This window comes from Effusibacillus consociatus, from assembly GCF_042652925.1.
Lineage (GTDB): Bacteria > Bacillota > Bacilli > Tumebacillales > Effusibacillaceae > Effusibacillus > Effusibacillus consociatus.
Map to the genome: position 1 here is coordinate 17,867 of NZ_JBHSHC010000016.1, position 12,967 is coordinate 30,833.

A 12,967-nucleotide genomic window follows, 5' to 3' on the forward strand; every position below is an offset into this window, starting at 1 on the left:
GCTATGATCTTGAAAGAACTCGGAAGTATTTTACGGACTGCCCGTGAAAGCAAAGGATTGACCCTTGATGAGATTCAGGAGCGCACCAAAATTCGAAAGCGTTATCTCGAAGCGATTGAAGAAGGGGAGCTTTCGATCCTTCCGGGGCTGGTTTATGCCCGCGGATTTATAAGAAACTATGCGGAACAGGTTGGACTTGATGGACAAGCGTTGCTTCAAGAGCATGGTTTGTCTGAAGATTCGCCCGCCGCAGCACCCGAACGGGCGAAACCGGTTCCTAAAGAAGCGGAAAAAAAAGAGAAGCCGCAACCAAAGATTGCTTCACCGGACCTTGGAGAAGGCAATCGAATATTCCCGCAAGTGGCAATGGCGGTTGCCGTAATCGGTCTTTTGGGAGTGGGGCTATGGTATCTCACAAACCGGGAAGCATCCCCGCAAACACCTGCTCCACAGGCACCGCAGGCACCGCAACAGACAACGCCGCCTGCGCAGCAGCCTGCGGTTCCAACGCCGCCTCCGCAACCGAAACCGGCGGAACCGTTAAAGGCTGAAACGAAGGGAAATGGCAAATCGGTGTATAAGGTGGAAGGCGACAAAATTAAACTGGAACTTCAAACAGCCAATGGCGATTGTTGGTTAGAGATCGTTGTGGATGGTGAAAGGAAATTCTACAAGGTGGCTGCAAAGGGGACTACTCTGACATTCGAAGGAACGAAAGAGGTACTTGTTGTTTCCGGAAATTCACCGGCATTGACCGTTAAGGTAAACGATTTGCCGGTGGAATTGGAACAGGTTAATGGGCCATATCAGTTTCTGTTTCAGAAGAAATAGTTCCCGCGTTCTCGGGTCACGACTTTCACTCCCTGGGCGCGGAGCGTTCTTTTCAGATGGTTGATTCGAATTAGAATCTCGCGGTGTATGCGATTCAGTCGGTTCAAATAGGGACGTTGCAGAGGATACGAAAAGCAGCAAAAATTTCCTGTGCAGGAGGCAAGACTAAGATGGCAAAGGATGCATCGTTTGACATTGTGTCGAAAGTGGATCTCCAAGAAGTGAGAAACGCTGTAAATCAGGCGATAAAAGAATTGGAGTCCCGCTTTGATTTCAAGGGCAGCAAAAGCTCGATTGAACTGAAAGATGAAGAAATTGTATTGATTGGCGATGATGAATACAAGCTGGGGGCCGTGAATGACATTTTGCAGACCAAGCTGATCAAACGCGAAATCTCCCCCAAGTCCCTCCAGTACGGAAAAATCGAACCGGCATCGGGAGGAACCGTGCGCCAGGTTGTAAAGTTGGTGCAGGGGATTGACCAGGACAATGCGAAGAAAATAGTCAAGTTAATCAAGGATTCAAAAATCAAAGTACAAGCCGCAATCCAAGGAGATCAGGTGCGTGTTTCCGGGAAAAACCGGGACGATTTGCAAATGGTGATCCAGCTTCTCAAGAAAGAAGACTTACCGATTGATCTCCAATTTACCAACTACCGATCATAATTTTTGACTTCCCCCATCCTTTCGTATATACTTTGATATTGGTAAAGTATCTGTATTCTCAACGACTTGAGTGGTATCGGTCTGGATTGCTTAAGCAAACCGGGCCTTTGATATTTAGGATGGGGGAAAACATGAGTCAGAAACTAGCGGTTGTAACACTGGGGTGCGAAAAAAATCTGGTAGATTCTGAAGTGATGATGGGTCTTGTCTCGAAAAAAGGGTATGAAGTGGTTGGGAACCCTGAAGAGGCGGACGTAATCATTGTCAATACATGCGGATTTATTGATGCCGCCAAGGCAGAATCGGTCGAGACCATTTTATCAATGGCCCAGCATAAAGAAGACGGATCATGCAAGGCGCTGCTTGTGGCAGGATGTATGGCGCAAAGATACCAAGACGAACTGATTACCGAGATTCCGGAAATTGACGGGATCGTCGGGACAGGTGAATACTATAGAATTGACGAACTGATTGACCGGGCGATTTACGGTGATGAAAAACCGCAATTCCTGGGCAATCCGGTGTATCTGTATGACGAAATGACTCCTCGTCTCATGACTGGTGGGTCTTCCGCTTATGTGAAAATTGCGGAGGGATGCGACCATTCCTGCACGTTCTGCATCATACCGAAGATGCGGGGGAAGTTCCGTTCCCGTCCGATCGAATCAATCGTGGCGGAGGCAGAGTCGCTTGTTAAGCAAGGCGTTAAAGAAATCATGCTGATTGCGCAAGATTCAACCCAATATGGGCTTGACGTATACGGTAAGCGCAATCTGCATGGTTTATTGGAGGCTTTGAATCAGGTAGAAGGATTGGAATGGATTCGCTTGCATTATGCGTATCCGGGATTCTTCACGGATGAAGTAATTGATGCTTTTGCCCGGCTGCCGAAGGTTGCCAAGTACATTGACATGCCTCTTCAGCATTCGGAAGACCATATTTTGAAAGCAATGCGGCGTCCCGGACATCAAGCTCAAATTCGAAAGCTCGTCTCCAAGATCCGCGATCGTGTGCCTGAGATAGCTTTTCGTACTTCGTTTATAGTGGGGTTCCCTGGCGAAACAGAACAGGACTTCGAGAATCTCTGCAATTTCGTGCGTGAAATCGGATTTGACCATATTGGTGTGTTTACGTACTCACCTGAAGAAGGAACACCTTCTGCCGAAATGGACAATCAGGTGCCGCAGGAAGTTAAAGAACGGCGTGCCAGCATCCTTATGGAAGTGGGGCGTGAAGTGGCCGCCGAGAAGAATGCGGAGCGTGTGGGCCGTGAATTAAAGGTGCTGATCGAACGCCAGGACGATGAAAATCCTGCTGTATATATCGGGAGAACCGAATATGACGCGAAGGAAATTGATGGACAGGTGTTTGTAACCGGGAATCGGGAGATCCGAATTGGCGATACAGTGAATGTTCGAATCACCCATTCCTACGATTTTGACTTGGCAGGGGAGTGTGTGTAAGGTGAATTTGGCTAACCGTATTACGATAGCCAGGATTTTTCTGATTCCGGTTGTCTTGCTGTTCTTGCTTGTCCGTTTTGATTTTGGATATTTTAAGATAGGCGGACACACAACTACGGTTAGCGAAATTGTGGCTGCACTCATCTTTATTATCGCTGCGGCTACGGACGGACTTGATGGATATATCGCTCGGAAACGAAAAATGGTCACCAATTTCGGCAAATTTCTCGATCCGTTGGCAGATAAATTATTAGTGACAGCTGCTTTGGTATCGTTGGTTGAAATGGGTCGAATCGGGGCGGTTGAAACGATCATCATTATATTCCGTGAATTCGTGATATCGGGGTTAAGAACGATTGCTGCCTCAGAAGGGATCATCCTTGCGGCAAGCAAACTCGGCAAATTGAAGACCACTTTGCAAATCATCGCGATTTCCGCTTTGATACTCAATAATTTTCCGTTTTCCTATATAGATTTTCCGTTTGCTCAGATCATGGTATTTGCAGCTGTTGTGGTAACGATTTGGTCAGGGGTTGATTACCTCAGGAAGAACAAGCACGTGATTTACAGCGGCCGAATTTAGTGGAAAAGGAAGATAGTGACCTATCTTCCTTTTCTCTCTTGATTGAAGGAGGGGCTTGCATGCGGGGAGAAATTATCGGGGTCGGTACAGAGCTGCTTTTGGGACAAATTGCAAATACCAACGCGCAATACATATCTGACAAATTAGCCCTTGAAGGGGTAAGCATCTTTTACCATCAAGCGGTTGGCGATAACCAGGATCGCATTAAGCAGGTGCTTTCCATTGCTCATTTGCGTTCGGAAATCATTGTATTAACCGGCGGATTGGGCCCGACTGATGATGATCTGACCCGTGAATCTGTGGCCGACTTTTTGAATCGCAAGTTGGAATTGGATGCGAACGCACTGCGCAAGTTGGAGCAATTTTTCGCTGGATACGGCCGTGAGATGCCGTCGAATAACCGGAAGCAAGTGATGCTGATTGAGGGAGGACGTTTTCTGGAAAATCCCCGCGGCACCGCTCCCGGACAATATGTGGAAGCTGACGGACGTCATTACTTCCTGCTGCCTGGCCCCCCTACGGAACTCAGGGCGATGGTCACCGATCAGGTAATTCCAATCATTCGCTCAATCGTTGGACAGCAAATGACGATTCGGTCTCGTGTATTGCGGCTCTTTGGCATCGGGGAATCCGCCATGGAATTGGAAATTTCCGATATCCTCAAGAACCAAGCCAATCCCACAGTGGCTCCTCTGGCTTCGGAAGGAGAAGTAACCCTCCGCATTACCGCCAAAGCCGGCTCCGAGAATGAAGCATACGCTTTGATTGACCCGGTTGAAGCACAATTGCGCCAACGTTTGGGGAAATATATATACGGGATCGACGATGAAATCCTTCCCGTAGCGGTTGGAAAACGTTTGTCCGCACGGGGACAAACTGTCTCATTGGTTGAAAGCTGCACCGGCGGATTGCTTGCGTCCATGATTACTGACATCCCCGGGAGCTCCGGGTACTTCAAGCAAAGCTGGGTGACATATGATAATGAAGCGAAATCCGCACAGTTGGGTGTTCCGAAGGAACTCTTGCTAACCCACGGGGCGGTTTCCGAAGAGTGCGCCCGTTCAATGGCTGAAGGAGCCAGATCTCGCTCCGGCTCAGATTGGGCAATTTCGATTACCGGAATTGCCGGGCCTGGAGGGGCCACCCAAGAAAAGCCTGTAGGTCTTGTATATATTGCGGTAGCCGGCCCGGATGGCACAACCGCAAAGGAGTTTCGCTTTCGTGGAGATCGTCAGCAGATTCGAATCCGTGCGGCCAAAAATGCGCTTTATTCATTAGTGAAACGTTTATAGAAAGGTGATAGAATGGCTACATTTTCAGAACTTGGATTAAGCAAAAAGGTACAACAAGCAATCGATGAAATGGGGTTTGAAGAACCCTCTCCGATACAGGCGCAATGTATTCCTGTCGTTTTGTCCGGACGGGATGTTATCGGGCAAGCTCAGACGGGCACAGGGAAGACAGCGGCTTTTGGGATCCCTTTGGTCGAAATGTCTTCCACAACCTCCAGATTTGTACAATCGTTAATTTTAACTCCGACAAGGGAGTTGGCAATCCAGGTTGCAGGTGAGCTGCGAAAAATCTCCCGTTATAAGCGAGTCCGGACCCTGCCTATTTACGGCGGGCAATCGATTGGACATCAAATTAGGGCACTGCAGCAAGGGGTTCATATCGTGATTGGCACGCCGGGGCGCGTTCTGGACCATATTCGGAGGGGCACCCTCAAACTCGATAAACTGCGGACGATTGTATTGGATGAATCAGATGAAATGCTCGATATGGGATTTATTGATGATATCGAAGCCATCCTGAAGGAAACCCCACAGGAACGTCAGACACTGTTATTCTCTGCAACAATGCCTGATTTGGTGAAAAAACTTGCCAAGCGTTACATGAAAGACCCTGTTAACGTGACAATTAACAGGGGCGACGTTTCGGTTCCGTTGATTGAACAGGTGTATTACAAGGTTCTCGAGCGCAACAAGTTGGAAAGCTTGTGCAGAATTATTGACAGTGAGGAAATTCAACTGGGAATCATATTCTGCCGTACAAAGCGAGGCGTCGATGAATTAACGGAAGCGTTGATTTCCCGCGGTTATATGGCGGATGGTCTGCACGGTGATTTGTCGCAGGCACAGCGGGACCGTGTGATGAAAAAATTCCGCAACGGAGATATCGAGATGCTGATTGCAACTGACGTGGCCGCTCGCGGGATTGATGTGGGCAATGTATCCCATGTGGTTAACTACGATATTCCCCAAGACCCGGAATCCTACGTTCACCGGATTGGACGAACAGGTCGAGCGGGGAAACGCGGCTTGGCAATTACTCTTGTTACTCCGCGGGAATTCAAGCTTTTTAAGTCCATTGAAAAAGAAACGAAAGCAAAGATGGTGGGAAAAGAAGTGCCATCTCTTGCAGATGTAGCCGAACGTCAAGCTGAAATGTGGCGTGACCGGCTTCGTGCCTCCCTGCAAGAAGGAGGGCTGGCCCACTACAGAGCGATTTTGGGCAATTTAGTTGATGAATTTGACCCGGTTGATTTGGCGGCTGCCGCGCTAAAACTAAGCGCCGGTGACCTCGCCAGCGATGAGCCGCAGGATTATGATTTTGGAGACACTGGAGCGGCTCCCGGAAAGGTACGTTTCTTTATCAATATTGGCCGCAGCGCCAACATTGGACCTGCTGATTTGATTAAATTCATCTCGGAAGAAGCGGGGATTCCAGGTCAAGCGATCGGTAAAATCGATATCTTTGACAAGTTCACCTTCCTGGAGGTGGAGCAAGAATCAGCGCCGTTTGTTTTTGAGTCATTGCGGCAGACTCGGATGAACGGTTCTCGCGTGAATTTGGAACCTGCGCGGCCGAGAGAACGAATTTCTCGAAGATAGTCACGTTCCAGCGGATTGCCCGGTCCAGTTGGGCAGTCCGCTTAACCTGTCCTTATTAGCATATACACCGATAATAAATTATATTATTTTACGGAACAAATGTTTGCTTTTTTATTTTAATTGTTGTAATATGGTAGCAGGAACTAAGGGCTGTCAGAACGAAGGTAGTAAAGTGATTTTTTTGTCGAAAAAGGAGAGGTATAAGAGTGAGCGATCGAAAAGCAGCGCTTGATATGGCGTTACGTCAGATTGAGAAGCAATTTGGGAAAGGCTCAATCATGAAGCTGGGCGAAGCATCCGGTGTCATGACTGTTGAGACGATCTCTTCCGGATCATTAGCGATTGATATTGCTTTGGGAGTTGGAGGATTCCCGCGGGGAAGAATTGTTGAGGTATATGGTCCTGAATCGTCCGGTAAGACCACAGTTACATTACATGCAATTGCAGAAGTTCAAAAGCGCGGTGGACAAGCTGCGTTTATTGATGCCGAACATGCATTGGACCCTATTTATGCACAAAAACTAGGCGTCAACATAGATGAATTATTGATCGCTCAACCGGATACCGGGGAACAGGCACTTGAAATTGCGGAGGCATTGGTTCGCTCTGGCGCGGTAGATATTATTGTCATCGACTCCGTTGCTGCTTTGGTGCCAAAGGCTGAAATCGAAGGGGAAATGGGAGACTCTCACGTAGGTTTGCAAGCTCGCCTTATGTCACAGGCTCTTCGCAAGCTTTCAGGGGCGATCTCGAAGTCCAAGACAATTGCAATTTTCATTAACCAGATCCGGGAAAAAGTGGGGGTCATGTTTGGGAACCCGGAAACTACGACCGGTGGACGGGCACTCAAATTCTATTCGACTATCCGTCTTGAAGTGCGTCGTGCCGAAGCTCTGAAACAGGGAAATGACCTGGTCGGAAATCGGACGAAGGTGAAAGTTGTAAAAAACAAAGTGGCTCCGCCGTTTAAATCTGTCGATGTCGATATCATGTTCGGGGAAGGGATTTCACGCGAAGGCACTATTATCGATATGGGAACTGATCTCGACATCATTGCGAAGAGCGGGGCTTGGTATTCATTTGAAGACGAGCGTCTCGGGCAAGGCCGGGAGAACGCAAAACAGTTTTTGAAAGACCACCCTCAAATAGCCGATAAAATTGAACAAAAGATTCGCGAGGTGTATCAAGTCGGGGCACCAGTGGCGGTTCCTACCGGCTTTGAAGATGACGAGGAGTTCATTGATGAATGAAACCTGCCGGTAAAATTACCGCCATTCAGACACAAAAGGCTCATCCGGACCGGGTGAGCCTTTTTATCGACGACCAGTTTGCATTGGGAATTCGTCGTGAACTTGCCTATCAGTTAGGTCTTCGCGTGGGTCTTTCCGTGACAAAAGAGGATATCGGAATGTGGCGTCGCGAGGAAGCACTCATGCATGCGAGTGATATGGCGATTAAATATATTTCTGCTCGTGGACGCAGTCGGCAACAAGTGTTGAACTACTTATGCGGAAAAGACGTTGCTCCCGATATTGCTGAACAGGCTATCAAACATCTTGAATCATTGGGATATTTGAACGACGAACAGTTTGCGGCCGGTTTTGTGCAAAATCGGGTTCAAACCAAACCGCGTGGCAGACGCATGATTCGATGGGAACTCCAGCAGAAAGGGGTTTCGCAGGAAACAATCGAGCAGGCCCTGACTGTCTATGAAGATGAGGTGGAAGCAGCAAGGCGTCTCCTGTCAAAAAAAACATCGTTTCAGAAAACTGATGATGTTGAAACGAACAGGAAAACGGAGTTGAAAATCGGGCGATTCTTGGCACGAAAAGGTTTTTCCAATCCAACCATCCGGACTCTCATAAAAGAATGGAGAGAAACATAGCGTGATGAGGCGGCAAAATCCCTTTTCTTGACATTGATTTGCAGTAAGGCTACAATTAAAATGCGTATGAACAGCTTTAATGGTCTTTGCCAAATGGCATTCTTGATTACCGATTTCATACCTTACCCTTGACAAAGGTGAGGCTGCGTCCGTGCTCAGGGTTTTTATCATATCTGAGCTAGGAGGCTTTGAAGTATGTCACCTCTACCATTTATTTTTGCTGCAGTTGCGCTTGTCTTAGGTATTGCTGCCGGATACTTTTGGCGGCGTAACATCGCAGAAGGGAAAACAGCTGCTGCCGAATTGCGAGCCGCCCATATTGTTGAAGAGGCCACCAGGGAAGCGGAAGCTAAGAAAAAAGAAGCAATACTCGAAGCCAAAGAGGAAGTTCACAAATTACGTGCTGAAGCGGAAAAAGACATTCGTGAACGTCGTAACGAAATCCAGCGTTTGGAGCGTCGTTTGCTTCAAAAAGAAGAAGCTCTCGATCGAAAAACGGATGCTATTGAGAAACGCGCGGAATCGTTAACGAATAAGGAACGGCTCGTCGAGGAGCAACGGGAAAAAGTAGAGCAACTGTATAAGCAGCAAATAGCCGAATTAGAACGAATTTCCGGTCTTTCACAGGAAGATGCGAAAGCAATTTTGCTTGCGAATGTGGAAGCCGAATGCCGGCATGAAGCCGCAATCTTGATGAAGGAAATCGAACAGCAGGCGAAGGATGAAGCGGATAAGAAAGCGAGAGAAATTATTGCTACCGCGATTCAGCGTTGCGCTGCCGATCATGTGGCTGAAACAACTGTTTCGGTTGTTTCTCTGCCGAACGATGAAATGAAGGGTCGAATTATTGGTCGTGAGGGTCGAAATATTCGCGCTCTCGAAACTTTGACAGGAATCGATTTGATAATCGACGATACACCGGAAGCTGTTATATTGTCAGGATTTGATCCGATTCGCCGGGAAGTCGCTCGTGTGGCTCTCGAAAAGCTGGTAGCTGACGGACGCATTCATCCGGCCCGTATTGAGGAAATGGTTGAAAAAGCGCGTCGCGAAATCGATGATCGAATTCGTGAAGAAGGTGAACAGGCAACATTTGAAACAAATGTTAGCGGAATTCACCCCGATTTGGTTAAAATTCTTGGTCGTTTGAAGTATCGGACTAGCTATGGTCAAAACGTGTTAAAACACTCAATTGAAGTAGCTCATCTGGCTGGTCTTATGGCCGCCGAGCTAGGACTTGATGTGAATTTGGCTCGACGTGGTGGTCTCCTGCATGATGTTGGGAAAGCCATCACCCATGAAGTGGAAGGTTCTCACGTGGAAATTGGAGTAGACCTGGCGAAGAAATACAAGGAACATCCTATTGTTATTAATGCAATTGGCGCTCATCACGGTGATATTGAGTTTACTTCACCCATATCAGTGATTGTGGCTGCAGCTGATGCAATATCCGCTGCACGACCGGGGGCACGTCGTGAAACTCTCGATATTTACCTGAAGCGTCTTGAGAAATTGGAAGAAATCGCCGAATCATTTGATGGCGTTGAAAAGTCTTACGCGATCCAAGCGGGTCGTGAAATTCGAATCATTGTTAAACCCGAGCAAATTGACGACGCAGAATCGGTACGCGTCGCTAAGGAGATCTCCAAGAAAATTGAAGCTGAACTGGATTATCCTGGGCAAATTAAAGTTACGGTCATTCGTGAGACCAGAGCCGTAGAATACGCAAAGTAAAGTAGCCGAAAGGCTGCTTTATTTTTTTTGTCCGGTTTTTTGACCTGCCTCAAGAACTCGGCAAATGGAGCTTTTTCTTGATTTTCCCTGAAGGATTTTGATCAACGAAAGCGAAATACTTACGTGTAGAAACAATTTACTTGGAAGTCCAGCAAAGAAAGTAGTGAACAGCATGCAAGTGCGAAAAAGCGAATCACCAGCAACACACCTTCTCATATCAATGCTGATTCGATATCCTGAGGTATCTTCTGTTCGGTATGAACCGGAAAACCATGCTCTGGTTTTTTCGTTCTTTTTGCAAGGACAGGTAGACGTTGCGAAGAAAAATGCATGTTTGAAAGATCTGAATACCTGCTTTGAAGTGTGTACTGAGTTGGACCGAGAGTTTCCGAAAATGGGAAATTTGACTTTTACTTCGCTAGAAGATATTACTATAGTGATGTATCATCAAGAGATTAATCAAATTACAACAGGGGAAATTTCCCTTCTTACCTCCATTTTGCAAAATCATTTCGCGAATGAAGTGGCCCTAGATCCTCTTATGGTTGATGAGGACGACATGGAACTGCAAGAAGAACTGATTGATCGACTTCTCGGACACCGTGATATTTTGTCCGAACAAAAACAGATTGTTGCTTACCGCGATGGCGGTAAGGTTTTCGTTTATAACCGCTAGATAAGACTGGATTTTATAGCCTGTAAGGAGGCACGGCGTGAGAATTTTATTTTTAGGTGATATTGTGGGGCATCCTGGGCGAATGGTCGTAGAAGAAAGATTGCCTGCATTATTGGATCAATACCGCCCGGACCTGGTGATTGCCAATGCGGAAAACATGGCAAACGGCCGGGGACTCACACCGAAGTTAGCTGAAACATTGTTTGATGCAAATATTGATATACTTACGATGGGGAACCATGTGTGGGATCATCGGGAAATCTTTGGGTACATAGACAACGAGAAACGGATTGTCCGTCCCGCTAATTACCCGAAAGGGGCACCGGGATTTGGATATATTTTGGTGAAGGTCGACACTGTAAAGGTGGCGGTCGTGAATCTGATGGGACGAGTCTTTATGGGGGATTATGATTCACCTTTTGCAGTGATCAATCAGATTCTTGAGGAAATCCAATCCGAAACGAAACATATCTTTATTGATTTTCACGCAGAGGCTACATCCGAAAAATTGGCTTTGGCTCACTTCGTTGACGGACGTGTCTCGGCGGTGGTCGGTACCCACACTCACGTACAAACGGCTGATGAGCAGATTCTGCCGGGCGGTACGGCCTATTTGACGGATGTTGGGATGTGCGGGCCGATTGACAGCATCATCGGGATGAAAAAAGACCAGGTACTTCAACGGTTTTTGACACAAATGCCGGTGCGTTTAGAAGTGGAAGCGGGTCCCGCTAAGTTAAATGCGGTCGTCATCGATCTGCTGGACAACGGATTGGCATCTTCAATCCAGAGGATTGCTTTAAAATAATTTAATTTTGTAACGTTAATGCACGAAAATTTTTAGAAAATTTTCAACCACAAGGAAGGAATTTTCTGTTAGGACGCGAATATAGTAAAAGTGTGTCGCAGAAAAATTCTCACTCGTGGAGGTTCTTGACTATGGAAGTATTAAAAGTTTCAGCAAAGTCCAATCCTAACTCTGTGGCCGGCGCACTTGCAGGTGTACTCCGTGAGCGGGGTGCCGCTGAACTTCAAGCTATTGGAGCAGGCGCGCTCAATCAAGCAATTAAAGCTGTCGCGATTGCAAGAGGGTTTGTGGCGCCCAGCGGAGTTGACCTGATTTGTATTCCGGCATTCACCGACATTCAGATTGACGGAGAAGAACGTACAGCCATCAAGCTGATTGTAGAACCTAGATAAACAGCTATAATCCAATACTATTATTTCTGGTAGTTAGCCTGTTTACATTTGTAAACAGGACTTCTTATTTTGGGGAGGCGGCTTCATGATCCGGAAGCATTTTCTGTTGGATGCACACGCAGATATTCTTTACAGAATGGAAACTGAGCAATTGGATTTTACCGATGCCGGGTCTCCGCTTCATTTAAGCTATCCCAAGATGGAACAAGGCGAAATCGACGTGCAAATTTTCGCATTGTTTGTTGATCCTCCGTACACTCCCCATGAACACTTGGCGAAGCTTCTTGCCTATATTGATACATTTCGGTCAGAGGTCTGTGCTGATAACTTGATGCTTCCTGTCTATACATATAAGGACCTTGAAACGAATCTTCGTGCCGGCCGAAAATCCGCAATTCTTTCGGTTGAAGGAGCGGATTTTTTAACCGGTGATCTCCGCCATTTGCGAATCCTGTATTCACTGGGGGTACGGGCGATGGGGCTGACATGGAATCATGCAAACTCCATAGCCTCAGGAGTCGGAGAAGAGATCGATACCGGCCTCACCCCATTCGGTCGGGAAGTTGTTCGGGAAATGAATCGGCTGGGAATGGTCATCGATGTTTCTCACATGGCTCCCAAGGGGGTTGAGGGTGTACTGGAGGCAAGCAGTAAACCGGTTATTGCCTCTCACTCCAACGCGAAATCAATTTATAACCACCGGCGAAATCTCAATGATGATCAAATAAGGCAAATCGCTGCAAAAGGCGGAGTGATTGGGGTTACGTTTGTCCCGTATTTTATCGGTGAAGGTGAAGTGGGGATCTCCCATTTGCTGCAACATATCGATCATATGTTGTCGGTTGGCGGGGAAGATCATGTGGGGCTGGGATCCGATTTTGACGGTATTCCCGAAACGATGGTGGATCTTCGTTCAGGCGCCGATTACCCGAATTTGGTAGAAGCGCTCGACAAGGAATATGGAGCACGAATAACAGCCAAAATATGTGGCGGTAATTTTTTGCGAGTGTTGGAGCGAGTTCTGATAGAGGAGTGAAAT

At 47.2% G+C, this 12,967-nt stretch carries 13 protein-coding genes; all 13 read left to right on the plus strand.

Going from position 1 to position 12,967, the window contains the following annotated elements:
• The first annotated feature begins 9 nt into the window (after positions 1–9).
• The 13 genes from ACFO8Q_RS03005 to ACFO8Q_RS03065 all read left to right on the plus strand — a co-directional run bounded on the left by ACFO8Q_RS03005 (position 10) and on the right by ACFO8Q_RS03065 (position 12,964).
• The gene (locus ACFO8Q_RS03005; protein WP_380024209.1) at positions 10–831 is read left to right on the plus strand and encodes a helix-turn-helix domain-containing protein; all 822 of its coding nucleotides are present in this window, start codon (positions 10–12) and stop codon (positions 829–831) included.
• Between the two features lie 170 nt (positions 832–1,001).
• Positions 1,002–1,496 (plus strand): YajQ family cyclic di-GMP-binding protein, encoded by a 495-nt coding sequence (locus ACFO8Q_RS03010; protein WP_380024210.1) that lies wholly within the window; start codon positions 1,002–1,004, stop codon positions 1,494–1,496.
• A 131-nt stretch (positions 1,497–1,627) separates the two neighbouring features.
• On the plus strand, positions 1,628–2,959 hold the full coding sequence (gene rimO, locus ACFO8Q_RS03015) for a 30S ribosomal protein S12 methylthiotransferase RimO (protein WP_380024211.1): 1,332 nt from the start codon (positions 1,628–1,630) through the stop codon (positions 2,957–2,959).
• Position 2,960: 1 nt separating this feature from the next.
• A complete protein-coding gene (gene pgsA / locus ACFO8Q_RS03020; protein ID WP_380024212.1) occupies positions 2,961–3,542 on the plus strand; it encodes a CDP-diacylglycerol--glycerol-3-phosphate 3-phosphatidyltransferase in 582 nt (193 codons plus the stop codon).
• 59 nt (positions 3,543–3,601) lie between these two features.
• Complete coding sequence (locus ACFO8Q_RS03025; RefSeq protein ID WP_380024213.1) at positions 3,602–4,834, plus strand: competence/damage-inducible protein A; 1,233 nt, start codon at positions 3,602–3,604, stop codon at positions 4,832–4,834.
• Between the two features lie 12 nt (positions 4,835–4,846).
• Positions 4,847–6,433: a DEAD/DEAH box helicase gene (locus tag ACFO8Q_RS03030; RefSeq protein ID WP_380024214.1), complete on the plus strand. Its 1,587-nt coding sequence runs from the start codon at positions 4,847–4,849 to the stop codon at positions 6,431–6,433.
• A 206-nt stretch (positions 6,434–6,639) separates the two neighbouring features.
• Positions 6,640–7,683, plus strand: a complete 1,044-nt coding sequence (gene recA / locus ACFO8Q_RS03035) for a recombinase RecA (protein ID WP_380024216.1) — start codon at positions 6,640–6,642, stop codon at positions 7,681–7,683.
• A complete protein-coding gene (locus tag ACFO8Q_RS03040; RefSeq protein ID WP_380024218.1) occupies positions 7,680–8,318 on the plus strand; it encodes a regulatory protein RecX in 639 nt (212 codons plus the stop codon). The genes recA and ACFO8Q_RS03040 overlap by 4 nt, the downstream gene beginning before the upstream one ends.
• Before the next feature lie 195 nt (positions 8,319–8,513).
• On the plus strand, positions 8,514–10,052 hold the full coding sequence (rny, locus tag ACFO8Q_RS03045; RefSeq protein WP_380024220.1) for a ribonuclease Y: 1,539 nt from the start codon (positions 8,514–8,516) through the stop codon (positions 10,050–10,052).
• A gap of 172 nt (positions 10,053–10,224) precedes the next feature.
• Positions 10,225–10,728, plus strand: coding sequence for a hypothetical protein (locus ACFO8Q_RS03050; RefSeq protein ID WP_380024221.1), 504 nt, complete (start codon positions 10,225–10,227; stop codon positions 10,726–10,728).
• 37 nt (positions 10,729–10,765) lie between these two features.
• Positions 10,766–11,536, plus strand: coding sequence for a TIGR00282 family metallophosphoesterase (locus ACFO8Q_RS03055; RefSeq protein ID WP_380024222.1), 771 nt, complete (start codon positions 10,766–10,768; stop codon positions 11,534–11,536).
• Positions 11,537–11,667: 131 nt separating this feature from the next.
• Positions 11,668–11,928, plus strand: a complete 261-nt coding sequence (gene spoVS, locus ACFO8Q_RS03060; RefSeq protein ID WP_018133374.1) for a stage V sporulation protein SpoVS — start codon at positions 11,668–11,670, stop codon at positions 11,926–11,928.
• Positions 11,929–12,013: 85 nt separating this feature from the next.
• Positions 12,014–12,964, plus strand: coding sequence for a dipeptidase (locus ACFO8Q_RS03065; RefSeq protein WP_380024223.1), 951 nt, complete (start codon positions 12,014–12,016; stop codon positions 12,962–12,964).
• Positions 12,965–12,967 lie beyond the last annotated feature (3 nt).

What these genes read in the sequence shown, in the direction of transcription:
- ACFO8Q_RS03010 (WP_380024210.1), top strand. Translation starts at nt 1,002, where the DNA reads ATGGCAAAGGATGCATCGTTTGACATTGTGTCGAAAGTGGATCTCCAA.
- rimO (WP_380024211.1), top strand. Translation starts at nt 1,628, where the DNA reads ATGAGTCAGAAACTAGCGGTTGTAACACTGGGGTGCGAAAAAAATCTG.
- ACFO8Q_RS03025 (WP_380024213.1), top strand. Translation starts at nt 3,602, where the DNA reads ATGCGGGGAGAAATTATCGGGGTCGGTACAGAGCTGCTTTTGGGACAA.
- ACFO8Q_RS03030 (WP_380024214.1), top strand. Translation starts at nt 4,847, where the DNA reads ATGGCTACATTTTCAGAACTTGGATTAAGCAAAAAGGTACAACAAGCA.
- ACFO8Q_RS03040 (WP_380024218.1), top strand. Translation starts at nt 7,680, where the DNA reads ATGAAACCTGCCGGTAAAATTACCGCCATTCAGACACAAAAGGCTCAT.
- rny (WP_380024220.1), top strand. Translation starts at nt 8,514, where the DNA reads ATGTCACCTCTACCATTTATTTTTGCTGCAGTTGCGCTTGTCTTAGGT.
- ACFO8Q_RS03050 (WP_380024221.1), top strand. Translation starts at nt 10,225, where the DNA reads ATGCAAGTGCGAAAAAGCGAATCACCAGCAACACACCTTCTCATATCA.
- spoVS (WP_018133374.1), top strand. Translation starts at nt 11,668, where the DNA reads ATGGAAGTATTAAAAGTTTCAGCAAAGTCCAATCCTAACTCTGTGGCC.
- ACFO8Q_RS03065 (WP_380024223.1), top strand. Translation starts at nt 12,014, where the DNA reads ATGATCCGGAAGCATTTTCTGTTGGATGCACACGCAGATATTCTTTAC.